We start from the raw sequence: 18573 nt of genomic DNA, 5'->3' as shown, positions 1-18573 counted from the left end.
CTCGCGTCCCTGACCAGCTGAGGAGGCAATCATGTTGAAGTTGCATGACGAGTTGATCACCGAACTCTCGAATTCGCTCACCACACAGAATTACAATCCCGTGGTCGTGGCGAACCACCGTCTCTACGCCCGCGCGTTTCTCGATTATCTGGCCGAGTGCGATATACAGGTCGAGACTGTGACGCCGCAGCAGGTCGATCAGTATTTTGGCTATGCGGTTCAGGATTTTGAGATCCAGTACGGTCGGCCTCCCAGTGCGCGTTGGCACATGTTGCCCCGCACCGCGATCGCCAAGCTCCTCCGGCTTGCTCAAGGCAATTGGCCCCCGGACGCAGAAATGATCGGTCCCGATGACGAGCATCGACATGAAATTTGCCGCGAATACGAGGCATGGCTGCGCGAGGAGCGCGGTTTGGCAAGCGCGTCCATTGCGGCGCTGATGTGGGAGGCGCGAAACTTCCTGCGATGGCAGTTCGACCGGGCCGGTGCCGCCAGCCTCGAAACGTTGAGCATCGTGGACATCGATCTCTACATGGACATGCGCGCGCCTGGTTTACGGCGCAAATCATTGGCCGATGTCGCTGAGCGTCTCCGTTCGGTGGTTCGCCATCTGCATCGGACGGGTCGCATCCCGACCGATCTGACGCCACACATCATCGGCCCCATGCTCTATGCCTACGAAGATGTGCCGTCGACGCTGGAAAGGAGCCAAATCGCCGCGGTTCTGGCGACAACGCAGGAGGACAGATCGCCACGCGGACTACGCGATTATGCGATACTTCAGCTGCTTGCCACGTATGGGCTGCGCGAAGGTGAGATATGCCGCCTTCGGCTCGATGACGTGGACTGGCGCGCAGAATCCCTCCGGATCTGCCACACCAAGACCAACGCGTACTCGTACATGCCGCTAATGGTGACTGTTGGTGAAGCGCTGCTGGATTATCTGCGCCTTGGGCGGCCCCAGGTTGAAGTGCGGGAAATCTTCGTCCGATCCTGCGCACCCTATATCGCAATGACGAACCTGTACGGCATGATCCGCGGTCGGTTGGCCGCCGCAGGCGTAGTGCCAGCAGGAAAGCGGGGGCCGCATGTCTTCCGCCACGCACGTGCGGTCGAAATGCTGCGGGCATCGGTCCCGCAAAAGATCATCGGCGACGTGCTCGGGCATCGATCCACCGAATCCACCAATACTTATCTCAAACTGGCAACAGATGATCTCCGAGCCGTGGCACTCGAGGTGCCTGGAATGGAGGTGCTGTCATGAGCGCCTGGCACGATCCCGATCGCACCGTCGTCGACGCCTTCCTGGTAAAATCGCAGTTCCGGCCGGGAAGCGTACCGACATATCGCTGGTTCCTTTGCACCTTCGAAGATGTTGCCCGCCGGCATCCGGCGGTGGACCGGCAGATGCTCGACGCCTGGCTGAAGGAGATGCAAAAACGTTGGCGATTGTCGACGCTGCTCAATCAGGTCTGCATTGTCGACCGCTTCCTCGACCACCTCGTCGAAATCGGGCTGATCGCCGACAACCCTGTTGCTGCACTTCGCCGTCGGTACAACGTCAAGCAAAGCAAGCCGATCTGGCGGGCCTTGGCTTCCCCGAATCCCGACGAATCCTTGGCCGCGTTACGACGGCCTGCGCCCTTCGGCAGCGTGCTGGGTGACTTCATGCAAGACCATGTCATGCTGATGCGCAGCCGGGGATATCAATATGAAGCGCAGGCTCACTGGCTGCTGCGGTTCGATCGGTTCCTTCAGGCCCGTCCCGACCTCGCGGAGCAACCACTTGAGGCAATGATTGCGAGCTGGGCGGCTGCCAAGCCGACCCGCAACCACGCGGCTGAATGCCAGAAGCTGGCGCGCATCCTGACCAAGGCGCGGTTCCGCCTCGATCCGACTATCCCGCCAAAGCGCTTCAATCCCCGGCCAGAGCGGGAAGTAGCGCGGGAGCATCGGCAACCGCATATCTTCAGCCCGGCTGACGTTCGGCGTATGCTCGATACCGCACGGACTTATCCGTCGCCGGACGCTCCGCTGCGGCCGTTGACCCTCTACACCATGATCATGCTGGCCTATTGTGCCGGGCTACGGCGAAGCGAGCTGGCATGGCTCGATCTTGGTGACGTGGACCTGCAATCAAGCACGATCACGATCCGGGAAACGAAGTTCTACAAGACCAGGATCTTGCCTCTATCCGACAGTGTCGCGGTCGAACTGCGCGCGTACATCGATGCGAGGCGGCGCGCTGGCGGCCCACAGAACCCGAAATCAGGGCTGTTCTGGCATGCCCACTTAAATGACCGCTACAGGCCCGAGGCGGTTACGACAATGATTACCAACGTCATGCGCCGTGCTGGGCTCAAGCCCGCTTCGGGCCGGACCGGGCCGCGGGTCCATGACCTTCGTCACTCGATGGTGGTGAACCGCATCCTCCAGTGGTACCGGTCCGGCATTAACCCTCAGGAAAAACTGCACTTCCTCTCGACCTACATGGGGCACCGGGATCTCCACTCCACGCTGGTCTACATCACCGTCACGCAGGATCTGTTGCAGGAAGCCAGTGAACGGTTCCGCGCGCTCGGCGCCCCGTGCCTTGTCACGGAGGCGCGGCCATGAGGAAAGGCAATCCATTGCCCGCGTTGTTGCGGGCGTTCTTCCAGGAGTGGCTGGCCGAGCAGCGCAGCGCGTCAATCCACACGATCCGCTCTTATCGCGACACCTGGCGGCTGCTGCTTCGGTTCGTCGCGGAGCGAAAAGGCTGCGGGGTCGCGCGGCTGACGCTCACCGACGTCTCGGCCGGCGAGGTGCGCGCGTTCCTTCATCATACCGAGCATGGCCGCAAGACCACGATCGGCACGCGGAACTGCCGACTGGCCGCCATCCGCAGCTTCTTCAGCTTCGTGGCGGACAAGAATCCGGAATACATCGCGCAGTGCTCAGAGGTCCTGGCTGTTCCGTTGAAGCGGGAGCCCACCTCCGCGCCGTGCTACCTCGAGCCCGAGGAGGTCGAGGCCATCCTCGCCCAGCCCAACCGATCGACACTCGAAGGGCTGCGCGACCATGTACTGCTCTCGTTCCTCTATAACAGTGGCGCGCGAATCCAAGAGGCGCTTGACCTCTGTCCCGAAGCAATCCGGTTCGATGCACCGAACTTCGTGCGTCTTTACGGCAAGGGGCGCAAGGAACGCATCTGCCCGCTCTGGCCAGAAACCGTGGCATTGCTCAGGAAGCTACTGGAGCGACAGCCGCGTGCGCCCGATGAGCGGATCTTCGTCAATCGATACGGTGAACCGCTAGGGGCGTCAGGGGTGCGGTTCAAGCTCAACGCCTACGTGGAACAAGCCGCGAAATCGACGCTGACCCTCCAGTCAAAACACGTTACGCCTCACAGCTTCCGGCACGCGACCGCCGTCCACCTCGTTGCCGCCGGGGTCGATATCACCGTCATCCGCAGTTGGCTCGGGCACGTCAGTCTCGATACGACCAATCACTATGCTCAGGCCAATCTGGAGACCAAACGAAAGGCGCTGGAACAGGTTGGCGCCCCGGCGGCGAGCAACGTGCCACCTTCGTGGAAGCGAGATGCCAATCTGATGGGATGGCTCGACACCCTATAGAATAATGTGAAGGACGTGGCGAAATGTTCCGCAGCTTTGCAGGACTACGCCGCGTTCCTCCGCATTACCGCTTCCTCGCGATAAGCGATCTTATGGCGAGCTGCGCATAAGATTGCCCAGGCATCGGCATAGGCATTGTAGACGGCGATCTGTTCTTCGCTGAGCCGATGCTCGAGGATGTCATATTCGACGCCGGCGAAGCTGAGCGCCCGCGCGGCATAGAGGCCCTGCGCCTTGAGGTCGCGGGCGATCAACTCCATCGCCGCGATGCCGCCTCGGCGCAGGGATTCCACGAAGGCCCGCCGGTCGGCGAAGGCCGTCTGCGGTCCCCACAATCCGAGGCGTGTCGCATAGGCAAGATTGTTGACATCCGAGGCGCCCGTCGCCGAGGCGTAGAGAATCCGGGCGCGCGGAGCGAGATTTTGCAGGCGGACGCCGGCAATGCCCTGCTCGGACCCTTTCGTGGCGCCGAACCGGCCCTCGCCGCCGGCCACCCCGGCCATTTCATGCGCCTCGTCGAAAACGATGACGCCGCTGAAATCCTCACCCATCCATTCGATCAGCTGGCGCAGCCGCGTGCCCCTGTCGCCGCGGTTGGAGCGCAGGGTGGCATAGGTCAGGAAGAGGATCCCATCGCCCAGCGCGATCGGGGTGCCGAGCTTCCACTGGTTGAGATGCTGGATGTCGAGCGGCAAGCCGCCAAGCGCCGACCAGTCCCGACGAGCGTCTTCGACCAGCGTCTCGCTCTTGGATATCCAGAGGTGGCGGCGGTTGCCACGCAACCACTGGTCGAGGATGACGCCTGCCACCTGCCGCCCCTTGCCGGCGCCCGTGCCATCGCCAAGGAAAAAGCCGGTCCGATAGGCGTTACCGGCCTCTGCCGGCGACAGCGAAAGACCCTCCTCGCTGGATATGAACCGCCCGGGAAGATCGCGCTCGAACGCCGCGCCAGCGTAGATCAGCGTTTCGAGCTGCGCGTCCGAGAGCAGGCCGTCGTCCAGGATCCTGGCCGGCAGCACGGGTTCATAAGCGACCGGGGGTGCGGCAATCGATCCCATTGCCTGCGATTCGACCAGCGCGCTTGGGTGCTCACGAGCATCGGCAATCAGCAGACGGCTCGGCCGATAGGGCAGGTAAATCCCTTGCGGTTCGCCCGCGGGTGCGGGCGCGTCGAGACGGTGATAGGCGACCGCGCGGGTCGTGGGCAGGGTCACCGCCGCACGCGAGCAGACGGGGCGGGTCCGCCGCGTGAGGCCCCGGAACAATCCGCTGGGGCGGGAGATCGGCTGCGGCTGCGGCGCGCATGGGGTCGCCATCGCATCGATGGCCGCAAGCGCAGCGCCGAGCGTCGTGCAGGTCTGGCGCGGGACCGAGCCCCCTGCCCCGTCCTTTTCGAGGAGTATGAGCTGGACTGCCTGGCCGGTGCCGTGCTTGGCATAGGCATCGGGCGGCAGGTCGAGATGCAGCCGGGCATGCGCGCCCGCAGTGGCGTGCAGCCAATCCGCGTCCTCCGTCTCGATGCGGTCGGGGAGAATAACGGCGCAGCGCCCGCCTGGAGCAAGCCGCAACAGCGCGGAGCGCAAATGGCGAAGCGCGGCATGGCGATCGCGCGCGCGCCCCTGGCTTCGCGAGAAGGGCGGATTGAGGAGCACGACGCTCGGCACCAGTTGCGGATCGAGCATATCGTCGATCAGTTCGCCATCATGCGTGCTCAGCCTGCCTTCGGGAAAGGCGTGACGCAGCAAACGCGTGCGCCAGGCATCGATATCATTGAGAAGGAGGCGCGCGCCGGCGAGATGGGCGTGTACGGCCAGGAGGCCGGTCCCGGCCGAGGGCTCGAGCACGATATCGTGTGCCGTGATCGCGGCTGCCTTGGCGGCAAGGAAGCCGATCGGCGCCGGTGTCGAGAATTGCTGGAACGCGATCTGCGTTTCGCTACGCACGCTTTGCGTGGGAAGCGCCGCCGTCATAGCGATCAGCTGGGCGAGCCGCGCATTCGCATCTGCCGGGAGCGTCGCGTTCTTCAGATGGAGGACCTGCGCGAGTTCGAGCACATCGTAGGCGTCGCGCAATGACCACAGGCCATCGGCGCTCGAGCCACCGAAAGCGGAGGTCATTTCGGCAAGGAGGTCGTTACGTGCAACCGGACATCCTTCGGACAGCCGGTCGGCTATGCCTTGAGCAGCGGTACGGGCGGGATCATCGAGCGGCAGCGTGAGCGCGAGGGGGTGTGTGGCCATGGGGCATCTCCAGGTCTGACACCTGGCATCAGCGCCAGGTCATCAGCCGGAAGGCTCCCTCCCCTTTCAGGCCGCCTCGGCGGCCCGGCGGACACGCCAAGCATCATTCCAGTCCGCGTGCCGTTCCGGCAGCCGGAGCACCAGTTCGCGTCCATTGGCTGTGAGATGGGGGCGGGCTTTTTTGAGCATGGCGGCAGCGGCGGCACCGCGATCGCCATAGACGATGATACGCTTGACCCGTTCGGGGATGGCGACAAGCCCAAGGCGTTCGACCCCGCCCAGCGCCCAGGTGGGCGTTCCGAACCAGGCCATTGCTGAAAGGGCGTCCTCGATGCCTTCGGCAAGGCCAAGCTCCTCGCCGGCCGGCGCCAGACGAATGGCCGCGTCGCCGAGAAGGCCAAGGGCAATCTTCGGCTTTGGCATGGGTTTGTGCAGGATGTCGGCGAGATCGAGGCAGGTCCGCTGGACGGCGACAACCCCCAGATCATTCTCGACCGCGGCGATCATCGCCGGAAAGAACCGGCGGCGCTCACCGGCCCCGACGATGGTGCGCGGGTTGTAGCGCAGGCAACGCGGATAGGGAGGCGGCAGACCGCGCGCCGCCAGATAATCGGCCGCTGGAGATCCGGCGATGGGCTGGCTCGCCTTCCATAGGCGAAGTGCAAGAGCGCGATGGTCCGCGGCCGCCTTCGGGCGCGGCATTGTGAGCGGCTCCGCATCGTGAAGTTTGCGCCGGCGCAAAGCAGCCAGAACATCGCGCGTGTCGCAGCCGGCAAAGCAGTGGAACAGGATCGCCCGCTCGCCCAGGCGTACCGACAGGCTGGGACCATGATCGTTATGTGCCGGGCACCGGCATTCGCCGCGCGTACCGCGCCAGATCCCACCCAGGGCTTCGACAATGGCTTTGGCGCGATGGGGAGCAGCTATGGGCATCGACTAATCCTCGGAAGTGGTGGAGCGCCGCTGCTGATTGCGCCCTCCCCTCCCCGATATTTCACCCCGGCATGCCTTTGGGTGCCAGGATCCCGAATTCCTCGACGATGCGATCGGTTGTGTAGTGCGTCGCGCCGTCGCGTTCATAGGAGCTGTCCTTGAGCCGCCCGGCTATGCGCACGAGATCCCCGACTTGAGCCCGGTCGGCGATATGCTTCCGCTGGCCTTCGCTGAACACGCTGACCCGGTTCCAGTGGCTGTCTTCCTGCCACTCGTTATCCTCGCCCTTGCGGCGATAATTCGCGCAGACTGACAGCAGGGTGACTTTCGGCCGCGCGTCGATTTCTCCGATTCGGCCGATGATCTCGAACTTGGCGAAGTTGATCATGCACCCTCCATTGGCGACGTCATTTGGCCAGGGAGCCTACCGTGGATGGCGGACTTCGCGTATCCCTCCAGACAGGGGGATTGAACGATTGCTTCAGGCACGACGCGGCTCCCTATCTCGCGGAATCTTTTCGCTTCGCAATCAGCGACGCGGGGATGAGAATATCGCGGGCGCATTGCTGAAACGAACGTCTGAGCGCTCCGTCGGCACGGGCGGACAGCGACACATTGCCATGTTGCCTTGCCATTTCTCCACAGCTGGAACGGTTGGCAAATGACTTCTTGTGGCGACGCGCATTCGCCGTCGGGGACAGGAAATAGCCGAGGTTTGACTTTTAGAACAATTTTTGTTCATTAAATGCGAACCGAACCAGGCTATCTGATTCGAAGGGGGCGAAAGCGGGCATGTCGTATACCGTAAACACGCTGCGAGCGATGACGCGGTCGTGCGAGGAGATGCGCGATCGGGTGAAGTCGATTGTGTTCAAGCCCGAAGATCGCAAGACGCTCGACCTGACGTTCGGCCCCGGGATCGCAGCCGATCTCGTCGGGCGTACCCCCGAAGCTTTGGCCAAGGCAGAAAAGGAAGGCCGTCTCGCCGCTCCCAAGCAGCTCAGCAACGGGCGGCGTTACTATACGCTGGAAGACCTGACGCATATTCGCGAAGCGCTGGGCATTCATGCCGGCAAAGCGCCCGATGAAGATGCCGTCATCATCGCCGTTCAGAACTTCAAAGGCGGCGTGGGCAAGTCAACGATCACGAAGCACTTCGCAGATTACTTGGCGCTTCACGGCTATCGTGTGCTCGTAATCGACTGCGATCCGCAGGCATCGACGACGACGATGTTCGACATTCAACCCGAAACGCTCATCGATGACGAAGAGACGCTCGGCCAGTTCCTGTCGCCGCGCAGCACGTTCGACAATTTCCGTCAGGCGATCCGCGACACCGCATGGCCGACCATCAAGATCGTGCCATCGAGCCTCGGGTTGCAAGATGCCGAGTGGGATCTCACCGCGACGCTTCGCGAAGGCGGTCAGGCGGTTCGCGAGGGCTTGCAGCGCTTGCGCATCGGAATCTCCAGTATCGTGAAGGATTACGACGTGATCCTGCTCGACCCACCGCCGGCGATGGGCTTTCTCGGGCTTAACGTGATGGCCGCGGCGACGGGCTTGCTCGTTCCTGTCCCGGCCCGTCAGCTCGATTATCTCTCGACGATCCATTTCATGGACACGATCGCTGAGAATATTGAAGTCCTCGAGGCCAACGGGACGCCAGTGGACTATGGCTTCATCCGTATTGTCTGTTCTGCCTATACGCCCAGTAAGCCGGGCGAGAACGACATGTGGAAGATGATGCAGGCGACCTACGCGAATTTTCTGCTCAGCCAACCGATCCTCGCCTCGGAGGAGATCAAGAATGCGACGCAGGCGTTTCGCTCAGTCTATGAGAGCAAGCCTTCGGCGTCACATGCCACCTACCAGCGGTGCCGGGACAATCTGGACTCAGTGTTCGGCGAGGTGGTGCAGCAAGTCCGCCAGCAATGGCCGTCGAAGAGCATCGCCGGGCGGGCCGGCGAGACAGTCACGAGTGCTGCAGCGTGAGCCGGCGGTCACTGATCGGCGAAGCCCTTGCCTCCGGACCGGCCGAGCCGGTGCCGCTTCTTGAGGAAGCGGTCGCCTCTGAGCCGCGCACAACCTTCACGAGCAAGCGCCTCGATGCGTTCGGCGAAGCCTCGCGGATGGTCAAACGGCCGACGATCCGGCTGAAACCGTCGGAATGCTCGATCTGGCCCGGCAATGCGCGTGATTATGCCCTGTTGACCGAAGATCGGCTTCGGACGCTTATCGATTCCATCCAGGCCGAGAATGGCAACCGCATTCCGGTTGTCGTCCGCAGGACGCCCAAGGCCGATCTGGCCTACGAGCTGGTGATCGGTACACGCCGGCATTGGGCGATCTCCTGGCTCAACACCAATCACTATCCGGACATCGAGCTGGTCGCGATCATCGAGGATATCGACGACGAAGCAGCGTTCCGGCTCGCCGATATCGAGAACCGGGAACGCGAGGACATTTCGGATCTCGAGCGCGGGTTAAACTACAAGGCAGCGGTCGACGCTTACTATGACGGCGTGCAGTCGCGCATGGCCGATCGCGTCAAGCTGTCGAAGTCCACCCTCGCTCGGTACATCGGTTTGACCGACATCCCACAGACGATCGTCAGTGCGTTCGCGTCACCAATGGACTTGCAGGTCCGCCATGGCGACAAGCTGCTCCCTCTGCTCCGCAACCCCGGGATGCGGAGCAAGATGGAAGAGACGGCGAAGGTAATCGCGGCCGAGCAAAGCTTCCGCCAGTCTGGCGACGAAGAGCCTATCAGCGGTTCGGAGGTTGTGGCCCGGCTAACCAAGCCCACCTCGACCCGACCGGGCCGCGCGCAAAAGGCGACGATCGAGGTTAAGGGCGCCGCGATCGGCCAGGTCGATCGGGACCGTAGCCGGGGCCTGACGATCACGCTGAATCCCACCGAGCTCTCGGCCGACGACATATTGGAGGCCCTCCGCCCGCTCATCGAGAACGCGAAGATCCTCAAGAAGGCGGGCCGGTGAAACCGCACCCCGCCCTTTCGCCCAACACGATTTTTGCAACTCTGCAAAAGGGTATGTTTCTGTTTTTTATCAACATCTTAGTGCGCATGTCCCACGCGTGGGACATGCACCTCTTCAATAGGGTTTTTGTGTGAGTTCCGAGACGTCGCCGACGGTCCTTGGAGGCCGCCGGGTCCAGTTTGAGATGTTCTTTACGCTGCCTGATTTCAGCGACATTTCCCTGCGCGATTATCAAGAGACGATGCAGCGTCCCTTCTTCAGCCTGTCGAAGAAAAAGCGGATCAAGCCCATCGAGTATGTAAGCCCCGACAAGTCCGTTACCGTCCACGTGTCTGCAAACCCTGCGTACGGAATGGCGACGATCTGGGACGCGGATATCATGATCTATCTTGCCTCGCATCTCAACGAGCTGCGAGAACGCGGCGAGAATGACTTGTCGCCAACGATCAGGCTTCAGCCAGGCGATCTCCTTAAGCGCGTCTGCTGGGGGATCAGCGGCCGCGCTTACGAGCGTTTGATCGGCGCGCTTGATCGCCTGCAGGCGACGACGATCAAGACCAACATTCGGGCGAATTCGAAGTCGCGCGAAACCACCTTTTCGTGGATCGACAGCTATACCCATCTGGTCGACGAACGAACCCAGCGATCGTTGGGCATGGAGATCACGCTCTCTAAGTGGTTCTTCGACGGCGTAATGGACAAGCGGAACGTCCTCGCGATCTCGCCACTTTATTTCGAAATCACCAGTGGCCTCGGCAAATGGCTCTATCGAGCAAGCCGCAAGCATGCTGGCGGGAACGGTGTCGAAGGTTTCACGATCGGGTTCGAGACGCTTCACCAGAAGAGCGGAAGCGAAAGCTCCCTACCCTCTTTCAAGAACAAGATCCTCGAATTGGCGCGAGCGAACAGCCTGCCCGAGATAAGCCTGGAGGTGATCGGCGCCGACACCCCGCGCCCGAAGCTCAAGATGGTGATGCGCCGCCATCTCGAAGAGCAGAGCGCCAAGGCCTTGGAAGTTGCCCAGTCCGCCTTGCCTCCGCCTCAGGCCGCCCGCCCTGCTCCGACTCGCGCTAAGCCCGCGGCTGAGGTTCCGGAGCCCGCATCGTTCGTCAACGCGAGCCTGACACGTGGGCTGATCGCAAAAGCGGTTGCCGGCCTCAAGGTGGTAGATCCGGCATCGAGTACCGATCCTCATGATCCCGGCTATGCAGCGGCAGCCGCTACGATGCCCCGCGCTCGTACCGGACGTGCGCAGGATGTGCTCGATCGCGATATATATGACGCGATCCGCGCCGAATGCCCAGGCTGGGACCTCGACGTCCTCATGAAGCAATTCGACGCCTTCTTGAACGCGAACCCGAACGAGATGCCGCGAAACTACTCGAAGCGCTTCTACGGCTTCATGAAGAAGCACCACGAGCGCAATAAACACTCTCTCCCCGGCTTCTGATCGTACGCCGGCCGTCCGCGCCGTCAGAGGCTGGCATTTGGGTCCCCCGGCCGACGTGTTTTCAGAAATCGTCGCACGCTCACGCAGCGGATGTTTGTTCGCGCGAAATTTTGCCGTCCCTATGCCATTGTGGGATCTGCGACAGCGACCGCAGCGTGATTCTAAAAACACGTTCTGCAGTCCCGAGCATCGGGCCGCAGAACCGCGAATTCGCAGTCGCCCGGATGCTAGTTGGCTCGGATGCTCAGCGTACCACCATCCTCCGCCTTGGACGGAGGTGGCCTCTCAGATCTCAACGAGGGGAGGGAGGTGAAACCGCATTCCCGAAAACACGACGAAGGGGATCGACATTTCCGATAACACGACATGTCAGGACGAGCCCGACGATCTCGAGTGTGCGGTTTGGAGATCACTGGCCAATAGCGAATCAGAACGCCAACCTGATGCGTTGGTATGGTCAGGGATCAAACTTATCCACAGCTCCCGTGGTGGCCGACGTGTTATCGGATAAGATCCATCGTGTTTTTGGAATCGCTCCATCGTGCTATCAGATCGTCGGCACCGTGTTATCAGATTCTATCCACACGTCGCGAATCGCCGGATTTTCGCTACTTTCGCCCATGATCCGCGACAGTAACCTTTTAACTTCAAGAGATAACTCTCCTTAACGCCGCGCCTACGGCGGATCATTGATTTTCTGCTTCTTGATTTTGAAGAAAAAGGGGAGGGGGTACACCTCGACCGACCAGCACCACCACAGCCGTCCGCGCCCACTGATGCTCGCGTAGGCGATCGAGCTTATACAGGCCCTTTTCACGGCATGCCCGAAAACGGGTGCCGGATCGTCGATCCCTCGCTGACATTTCCAGCGCCTGCACCGGTGCAATTCTGTGTAGAAGGGAGTGGATGAGCAAGAGAATACGAACTACGCGGCTGGCGGAACTGATGGCAGCCTTTGCCGTCCCGCGGGATCCCAGGATCAAGGATCAAGGCGTAGGCCGTTCGCGTGGTGCCGATGGCAGTGCCGGCGTCATACCTGCAGCTCGTGCTGTCCGCCGATCCCCAAGAGGTCAGACAAGGCTGTGGATTACAAAGGTCGCAACTTACCTTGCTGACGCATGCGCGCTGAAGCGGAGACCGCTGCTCGACCGGCACTGATGTGCTCCTTCTCCGGTGTACTTGGTAAGCGCTGTGATTCGATCCAGATCGCGAGAATCACTGCGGAAATCTCGTAGCGTGACACACTCATTGAAATGATACGCTTTTGAGTGCATATATAAGGCATGGAGTGCACTCATGCTTGCTGCTTTTTTGGATGACATTCGCGAGGGCGACATGATCGCGCCGCGCCGCATGGCGGAACGCCTGCGCCTGCCGATGACGCGTCTATCGCGACTTGCGCACCTCAATCGCAACACCATGACCACACATCCCGGCAGCCCGGCTGTGCAGGCCAAGCTGGGGGAAATTGCCCGGATCATCGCGCGCGCCGCCGATCTGGCCGGCGATGAAGGCAAGGCGATCATCTGGTTCAAGCATCAGCCTCTGCCTGGATTTGGCAAGACGGCTGAGGAGTTGGTCGAGGATGGCCATGCTGATGTCGTGATCGAGGATCTCGATCGTATGGCCGCCGGTGTTTATTCCTGACGCGATTGACTCTGGTTCACAGGCTTGACCGTGGCCATGTTTCCGCACGCTGGTAGTGCGGCGCAATGACCTATGCTCTTGCGCCGTTGTCACTTCCGCTTTGGCGGATGATCCGGATCCGCCACCAGTTCAGTCCGACGTCGGGAGAAGGCGCGCGGCTTTATGGCGGACGCTGGAACAGGAAGGGGAAGTCAGCGCTCTATCTCGCGGCCGATGCAGTCACGGCGGTGGCGGAATACTATCAAGGGCTGCCCAAGCCCGGAACACTTGTCCCTTATCACCTCGACGCGGCGGCAATCGCGGATCTCACCACCGGCACGGCCGAACCGTGCGACACGCGGGTAGGGGAGGCCCTGGGGGCGAACTGGAAGACCATCGCGTTGCTCGAACGCCAGACGCCGCCGAGCTGGGCGCTGGCGGACGAGCTGATCGCGGCGGGTGCGCAAGGTGCGTTGGTGCCATCTGTCCAGAATCCGGGTGGGCGGAACCTGGTGCTGTGGCAATGGCATGAGAAGGATATGCAAGGGGAGGGCGCCGCGCTGACTGTCCTTGATCCTGACGATGCCTTGAGGCCTCCAGGCTAGACGAATCTAGCCACACACACGCGTTTGTCCGCTGCACTGTGTGTCGATATATTGGCGCACCACATAGAGATCGGCGACATTGCCTGAGGCCATCCGCTCGATCGCCGGACGTCCGGCGAACAGCGGCGCCTCGTTGGGTTTGCGCACCCATTCGTCGGCGGTACGCGGCACAAGCATCTGCAGCCCCTTGTAGATCCCCATGACATAGGAAATTCGCTCGAGCGCGTCCCTGGAAATCGCCGCGACCGCGCCGCGCTTCCAGGTCTGAAAGGTCGAGCGGCTGTCGAGCCCGAGCAGCTTCATCTGCTCGGCTTCTTGGAGGCCCCAGGCGTCGGCGATGCGGAAGAATGTGCGCAGCGCCGGAGCCGTCAGAGCCTTGCGGCTAAGCGTGTCAGCATCGGCTGACTTGACCATCGGCTTCCCTTTCTCCGTCCAACTCTATCGCATTCGCCCAAAAAGCGAATTCCGAAACATCATCTCTCGCGCGCGGCTTGGTCAACCTGGGCCAGAAGTGCGCGCCAGCAGTTGGTCGATATCGGTCATCGCCGCGTCGAACTCGGCGAGCGCTGGATGGGAGAGCGCGGGTGCTTGGTCCAGGGGGGCCGACAATCGCTCCCTTCGCGGTTCTTCGGCGACCAGCAGGACCTTCCCCTTGACCGTCTCCCGCCGTGCCATGCGCGCCGCCACAAGGGCGTCGCGAATCGCATAGGTGCCGCGCCGGCTGATCCCGAAGGCCGAGGCCATCTGATCGAGCCCGAGCGGCGCGAACGCGGCAAGGACGATCCACACCTGCGGCGCCCGCGCGCTCGCGCGCAGGTGCCCCAGCTGCGCGTCCATCAGCGCCGCGCGCCGCCGCGCTTTCACGACCAGATCTGCAAGCCGGGTAGCGCTGGCGCGAAGCGTGCGCGCTGAGACAATGGCGCGTTCGCCCGGCCAGAGCTGCGGCTGAAGCGGTTCGGCGGTCACGGCGCCGGGGCAGGGGAGGGCAAGCTGCCACGCGCCGCACGCGGTCAGCAGCCGCCCCAGCGCGGCGTCGACCGCCCAGAGCGGTGTGCGCGGGGCGGCCTGCTCGATCGCCACCGCGCGGTTCCCAAGCGAACGGATGTGCACCGCGCGCTCCACCGGCGCGAACAGCGGATCGGCGCGCAGCAGCGCGTACAGGTGGCCCAGACCCGCAAAGGGCAGGGGGGTCTCGTCCTCCGCGCCGGCCTGGCTCACCAGCGTGATCGCCCTGCCGATCGCCTCCTCCGCCAGCGCATCTTCGGCTTGCATCGGGCGGTCGGCCCCGAAGCGCGCGGCCAGAGCGATGGTCTGCGCGGCGTCGGCGAGCTGTTCCCACGGATGATGGCTGAGTTCGCCCAGCAGCGCGCGGACCACGGCAGTGGCGGAGCAGGCGGTGAGCGGCGTCTCTCGGGGGCCACGGTCGAGCCCGGCGAACCAGGAATTGAAGCGCAATTCGGCATCGGCGAATCCGCTCTGGGTCAGGCTTGAGAGCAGCACCGCGCGCACCAATCCCATGCAGAACAACGCCTTCTCGTCCTCCGTGAGTCCGGCGAGCAGCCCGTCGAGCCGGCCGAGCGCCAGCGCGCATTCGCCTTGCGCGAGCGCCAGCTTCTCGGGCGGGACGTCGGTGTCGGCGGCGAGGGGATGGAAGCGCTCCATGCCGAATGTGTAGTGAATGGCTAAACACTGCACAACCGCTCGGAGGGTCAGTGAATGAACATGCGATAATTGCACTTATCATATAAGCGTGTTTGACGTCTTCTATAAGGAAGGGTACAACAATCAGTATGGAAGCGAGCGAACCAGATGGACCGAAACGCCCTGAAACCGGCGAAATTAGCGCCACGGCGGACGTGACCGTCGCTTTGACGCCGGCGGCGATGCCCGAGCTTGCGTGGACCGCGACCCAGATGCGCGCGGAGGGACGCATCATCATCAACTCCGATCTGATCGCCGCCTATCAGGCCGCCAGTTCGCCCCATTCGATCCGGGCGCTGAAATCGGACCTCGAGGCGTTCGACCTCTGGTGTCGGCGCATGAAGCGGGTTGCGTGCCGGCCACGCCCGAAGTCGTCGCTGACTATCTCGACGCGCGGGCGGGGCAGGGGGCAAAGCCCGCATCGCTCGGCCGCTACAAGGCGTCGATCGCCAGAATCCATCAGCTGCTCGACCTTAAGGATCCCACCCAGGCTGACCTCGTGAAGCTGCGGCTGCGCGCGATCCGGCGCGAGAAAGGCACCGCGCAGGCTCAGGCGCGTCCGTTGCGCTTCAAGGGGCCGGTGCAAGACGTGGAGCGCGACAGTCCCCGCGGGCTTAATGTGCGGGCATTGCTGGACGCCTGCGCGGACGATCTGCCGGGCCTGCGAGACCGGGCGCTGCTATCAGTCGCGTATGACACGGGTCTACGTGCGTCGGAACTCGTAGCGATCAAGGTCGATGACATGCTCGAGGCGCTCGATCCCGAGGCACGCCTCCTCGCTATCGTGCGGAGCAAAGGTGATCAGGAAGGCGAGGGGGCAACAGCCTATCTGTCGCCCCGCTCTGTGCGGGCCGTCGCGGCGTGGAGAGAGGCAGCCGGGATCGAGGCGGGTCCGTTGTTCAGGCGGGTGCAGGTGCGGCGCTACAAGGCGCGGGCAGCCGTGAAGGGCCGTTCGATCGACAGCGTCTCAGGCCGCGAAACCTGGGATCTGCGAAAAACGCTCTCCAAGCCGGCTGTGAAGGCGCTGGTTGAGTATGACGTCGGAAATGTAGCGCTCCATCCAGGATCGATCGGGCCGATCTGGCGGGCGATCATCCAGCGCGCGTTTGATCGTGGTGCGTTAGGCGACCTGACCGCTGATGATCTTGCCCGGCTGCTCAAAGGCATCAGCGCGCATTCGACGCGGGTGGGCCTCAATCAGGATCTATTCGTCGCGGGCGAGGACTTGGCCGGGATCATGGACGCGCTGCGCTGGAAAAGTCCTCGCATGCCACTAGCTTACAACCGCAATTTGGCCGCCGAAGCGGGCGCTGTGGGTCGTCTCACCCGCAAGCTGGATTGACGGGGTTTGGGACAAACCTGCCATTCAGTTTTGTATTTGCGAGCGGCAGGTTTTGGTTTGGAAACAGACATCGGTAATTTTACCGTCATTGCTCTTTGAAACGGGCAGCCTTGGCGGAGAGGCTGGCGGCCCAGCAAGACCCTGGCGATAAAATTATTGAAAGGGTGCACCCCACGGGCCCGCCTCACCTGTCCAGGAACTATTAAAAAGATTAAACATCGCCGAAAGCGCGCGATTCTGATCAGGCCACATCTAAGTGGCCAGTCAACTCTGCGATTAGCAGTTTAAGAATCCCTTCGAGATGATGTTGTGATTATTCAAAAATTTCATGTAGATCTGTAGCTACATTAATGTTTCTCCAGGCGAGATTATCGACTTTTATTAATTGACAGCCTGAGGCGCTGATCCATGACCGCACGGACCGGTGGCCGCTGACAATATGCGCGTTCAAGCGAGCACATAGCGATGCTGGCCAAATACCCACCATATACTGGTCAGCGAAACAAACTGGCCCAGTTCCGAGCGAGCGAGCGAGGTCACTTGGAAGTGGATAGGTGTCTAACGGAACTGTCAGAACAGCGTCGAAGCCGTTACGGCGGCCATATTCCAAGGCCGCGGCCATGCCCCCCAACGGCCCAAGGCCCGGGCCCGGCACGTCCGGGATGGAGGTCCACTCCAGCCAGCTACGCCCGCACAAGACGATATCGTCGACCTGAGGCTGCAAGGCGGCATGGACGTGGTCCAGAAGCGTAACGCCATCAATCCGCGCCATGGCCTTGTCGGAGCCGAAGCGCCGCGACATGCCACCTCCAATGATCGCTCCCAGCAGGGCCATGTCAGAAGCGCAGGCATTGTAGAACGGAACCTGCCGGACCGGCAGGCACACCTGCCCGTCGCTCGACGAGGACATCCGCTTGCGCCAGCATCATCTGCGCCGACGCCTGCTGGCGTTCAATAGTTCGAACGGTATTGCCCTGCGTCACCCCGCATAAGAACTGATCCCTGTCGCCGCCTTCCTCCAAAGCAAGGGACGACGCATGGCTGGACCAGCGCAAGGCAGAGGCGAAACCGGCGCCTGACATGGCCGCGATCATCGGCGCCAGAAACAGACGCGCGGTCGTCAGGGCGGCAGTCGGATTTCCTGGTAGGCCCAGAATGTGAGTCCTGCCGATTCTGCCATACCACAGAGGCTTGCCCGGCTTCATGGCAACGCCCGCGAAGGCGAGGCGCAGGCCGAGCGGCAGGAGCGCTGCGCGGGCCAGATCCCGATGTCCATGCGATGCGCCCCCCGCCAGCACCAAAATGTCGGTTTCGGAAAGCGCGGCCTGCGCGGCATCGCGCAGGCTGTCGATCCGGTCGGTCGCGCGTGACATGCCGGTCAGCTTGCCGCCCCATTGCCGCGCTATCAGCGTCAAAGCTTCGCTTAGACTATCAGGAACGGTATCGGCCTGCATTGCGGCCTTGCCGGGTTCGACCAGTTCGTCGCCATTGGTCATGACATGCACGCGCGGCCGGCGCCATACGGTCACACCCTCTACGTCGGCGGCGGCGGTCACGACCATGGCCCGCGCATCCATGCGGGTGCCTGCGGTCAGCAATGTCTGGCCTCGCGCAAAATCATCGCCGCGCCTGCGGACATGGCCCTTGCCACCCCTGTCCGTCAGTATGACATGTTTCCCGTCGATCATCGCATATTCGCGCATGACGACACGGTCGGCACCCGGAGGCATCGGCGCGCCGGTCGATATTCGAACCGCCGTGCCGGGTGGCAACGGCACTGGAAGCGGTCCACCGGCGCCACTTTCGCCGGAGAGGCGAAACCGGATGACCCCTTGCGCAAGATCGCGGGAATGCACGGCATATCCGTCCATAGCCGCGCAGTCCCGCCGTGGCGAATCAATCCCGGCGACGACATCCCTGGCAAGGACGCGCCGGCCTGCCTTGCCAAGAGGCACGAACTCAAAACCTAGCGGCACGCAACTCTTCCGCACGATCGCCTGCGCTTCATCGAAGCCAATGGTCGCGGCGCACGCAATGCTGGTTGCTGCGGTCATGACGCG

The 18573-nt window shown here is 62.4% G+C and carries 15 protein-coding genes and 1 pseudogene; 9 read left to right on the top strand and 7 right to left on the bottom strand.

What is annotated here, in order from left to right; genetic code table 11:
* Positions 1-31 precede the first annotated feature (31 nt).
* The 3 genes from SKA58_RS19055 to SKA58_RS19045 are packed head-to-tail and all read left to right on the top strand — an operon-like array spanning position 32 to position 3617.
* On the top strand, positions 32-1264 hold the full coding sequence (locus SKA58_RS19055; RefSeq protein WP_007015824.1) for a site-specific integrase: 1233 nt from the start codon (positions 32-34) through the stop codon (positions 1262-1264).
* On the top strand, positions 1261-2616 hold the full coding sequence (locus SKA58_RS19050; protein WP_009823940.1) for a tyrosine-type recombinase/integrase: 1356 nt from the start codon (positions 1261-1263) through the stop codon (positions 2614-2616). The genes SKA58_RS19055 and SKA58_RS19050 overlap by 4 nt, the downstream gene beginning before the upstream one ends.
* On the top strand, positions 2613-3617 hold the full coding sequence (locus tag SKA58_RS19045; protein WP_009823939.1) for a site-specific integrase: 1005 nt from the start codon (positions 2613-2615) through the stop codon (positions 3615-3617). Before SKA58_RS19050 ends, SKA58_RS19045 begins: the two co-directional genes overlap by 4 nt.
* A gap of 44 nt (positions 3618-3661) precedes the next feature.
* Here the strand turns inward: SKA58_RS19045 and SKA58_RS19040 are convergent, their stop codons facing one another.
* The 3 genes from SKA58_RS19040 to SKA58_RS19030 form a co-directional block, all read right to left on the bottom strand.
* Positions 3662-5857 carry a strawberry notch-like NTP hydrolase domain-containing protein gene (locus SKA58_RS19040; protein WP_009824076.1) on the bottom strand — a complete coding sequence of 732 codons (2196 nt, stop codon included), beginning with the start codon at positions 5855-5857 and terminating at the stop codon, positions 3662-3664.
* A 66-nt stretch (positions 5858-5923) separates the two neighbouring features.
* Positions 5924-6790 carry a DUF7146 domain-containing protein gene (locus SKA58_RS19035; RefSeq protein ID WP_007688081.1) on the bottom strand — a complete coding sequence of 289 codons (867 nt, stop codon included), beginning with the start codon at positions 6788-6790 and terminating at the stop codon, positions 5924-5926.
* A 61-nt stretch (positions 6791-6851) separates the two neighbouring features.
* The gene (locus SKA58_RS19030) at positions 6852-7178 is read right to left on the bottom strand and encodes a single-stranded DNA-binding protein (protein ID WP_009824075.1); all 327 of its coding nucleotides are present in this window, start codon (positions 7176-7178) and stop codon (positions 6852-6854) included.
* 404 nt (positions 7179-7582) lie between these two features.
* Between SKA58_RS19030 and SKA58_RS19025 the strand changes: the two genes are divergently transcribed.
* The 5 genes from SKA58_RS19025 (at position 7583) to SKA58_RS19005 (ending at position 13470) form a co-directional block, all read left to right on the top strand.
* The gene (locus SKA58_RS19025; RefSeq protein WP_031297396.1) at positions 7583-8782 is read left to right on the top strand and encodes an AAA family ATPase; all 1200 of its coding nucleotides are present in this window, start codon (positions 7583-7585) and stop codon (positions 8780-8782) included.
* Positions 8779-9789, top strand: coding sequence for a ParB/RepB/Spo0J family partition protein (locus tag SKA58_RS19020; RefSeq protein ID WP_009824073.1), 1011 nt, complete (start codon positions 8779-8781; stop codon positions 9787-9789). The genes SKA58_RS19025 and SKA58_RS19020 overlap by 4 nt, the downstream gene beginning before the upstream one ends.
* 184 nt (positions 9790-9973) lie before the next feature.
* Positions 9974-11239 (top strand): replication initiator protein A, encoded by a 1266-nt coding sequence (locus SKA58_RS19015; protein WP_021224606.1) that lies wholly within the window; start codon positions 9974-9976, stop codon positions 11237-11239.
* 1296 nt (positions 11240-12535) lie between these two features.
* Positions 12536-12886: an antitoxin Xre/MbcA/ParS toxin-binding domain-containing protein gene (locus tag SKA58_RS19010; RefSeq protein ID WP_009824070.1), complete on the top strand. Its 351-nt coding sequence runs from the start codon at positions 12536-12538 to the stop codon at positions 12884-12886.
* A 107-nt stretch (positions 12887-12993) separates the two neighbouring features.
* On the top strand, positions 12994-13470 hold the full coding sequence (locus SKA58_RS19005) for an RES family NAD+ phosphorylase (protein WP_232209513.1): 477 nt from the start codon (positions 12994-12996) through the stop codon (positions 13468-13470).
* Between the two features lie 6 nt (positions 13471-13476).
* On the opposite strand, the gene SKA58_RS19000 is transcribed toward SKA58_RS19005, so the two are convergent.
* Together SKA58_RS19000 and SKA58_RS18995 are read right to left on the bottom strand one after the other, a co-directional pair.
* Entirely contained in the window at positions 13477-13884 is a 408-nt protein-coding gene (locus tag SKA58_RS19000; protein ID WP_009824068.1) for an antitoxin Xre-like helix-turn-helix domain-containing protein, read from the bottom strand.
* Positions 13885-13965: 81 nt separating this feature from the next.
* Complete coding sequence (locus SKA58_RS18995) at positions 13966-15132, bottom strand: hypothetical protein (protein WP_009824067.1); 1167 nt, start codon at positions 15130-15132, stop codon at positions 13966-13968.
* Between the two features lie 221 nt (positions 15133-15353).
* Here SKA58_RS18995 and SKA58_RS18990 point away from each other — a divergent pair.
* Positions 15354-16513: pseudogene (locus SKA58_RS18990) on the top strand (tyrosine-type recombinase/integrase).
* Between the two features lie 313 nt (positions 16514-16826).
* On the opposite strand, the gene SKA58_RS18985 reads toward SKA58_RS18990, so the two are convergent.
* A complete protein-coding gene (locus SKA58_RS18985) occupies positions 16827-17348 on the bottom strand; it encodes a molybdenum cofactor guanylyltransferase (RefSeq protein WP_009824065.1) in 522 nt (173 codons plus the stop codon).
* Position 17349: 1 nt separating this feature from the next.
* Positions 17350-18567: a molybdopterin molybdotransferase MoeA gene (locus SKA58_RS18980; protein WP_009824064.1), complete on the bottom strand. Its 1218-nt coding sequence runs from the start codon at positions 18565-18567 to the stop codon at positions 17350-17352.
* Between the last annotated feature and the right edge of the window lie 6 nt (positions 18568-18573).

The sequence above is a fragment of the Sphingomonas sp. SKA58 genome (genome assembly GCF_000153545.1).
Taxonomy (GTDB): Bacteria; Pseudomonadota; Alphaproteobacteria; order Sphingomonadales; family Sphingomonadaceae; genus Sphingobium; species Sphingobium soli.
This window is presented reverse-complemented; position numbering and strand designations above follow the sequence as displayed.

Coding starts and splice junctions, on each gene's coding strand:
- SKA58_RS19055 (WP_007015824.1), top strand. CDS start 32: ATGTTGAAGTTGCATGACGAGTTGATCACCGAACTCTCGAATTCGCTC.
- SKA58_RS19050 (WP_009823940.1), top strand. CDS start 1,261: ATGAGCGCCTGGCACGATCCCGATCGCACCGTCGTCGACGCCTTCCTG.
- SKA58_RS19045 (WP_009823939.1), top strand. CDS start 2,613: ATGAGGAAAGGCAATCCATTGCCCGCGTTGTTGCGGGCGTTCTTCCAG.
- SKA58_RS19040 (WP_009824076.1), bottom strand. CDS start 5,857: ATGGCCACACACCCCCTCGCGCTCACGCTGCCGCTCGATGATCCCGCC.
- SKA58_RS19035 (WP_007688081.1), bottom strand. CDS start 6,790: ATGCCCATAGCTGCTCCCCATCGCGCCAAAGCCATTGTCGAAGCCCTG.
- SKA58_RS19030 (WP_009824075.1), bottom strand. CDS start 7,178: ATGATCAACTTCGCCAAGTTCGAGATCATCGGCCGAATCGGAGAAATC.
- SKA58_RS19025 (WP_031297396.1), top strand. CDS start 7,583: ATGTCGTATACCGTAAACACGCTGCGAGCGATGACGCGGTCGTGCGAG.
- SKA58_RS19015 (WP_021224606.1), top strand. CDS start 9,974: ATGTTCTTTACGCTGCCTGATTTCAGCGACATTTCCCTGCGCGATTAT.
- SKA58_RS19010 (WP_009824070.1), top strand. CDS start 12,536: ATGCTTGCTGCTTTTTTGGATGACATTCGCGAGGGCGACATGATCGCG.
- SKA58_RS19005 (WP_232209513.1), top strand. CDS start 12,994: ATGATCCGGATCCGCCACCAGTTCAGTCCGACGTCGGGAGAAGGCGCG.
- SKA58_RS19000 (WP_009824068.1), bottom strand. CDS start 13,884: ATGGTCAAGTCAGCCGATGCTGACACGCTTAGCCGCAAGGCTCTGACG.
- SKA58_RS18995 (WP_009824067.1), bottom strand. CDS start 15,132: ATGGAGCGCTTCCATCCCCTCGCCGCCGACACCGACGTCCCGCCCGAG.
- SKA58_RS18985 (WP_009824065.1), bottom strand. CDS start 17,348: ATGGCCCTGCTGGGAGCGATCATTGGAGGTGGCATGTCGCGGCGCTTC.
- SKA58_RS18980 (WP_009824064.1), bottom strand. CDS start 18,567: ATGACCGCAGCAACCAGCATTGCGTGCGCCGCGACCATTGGCTTCGAT.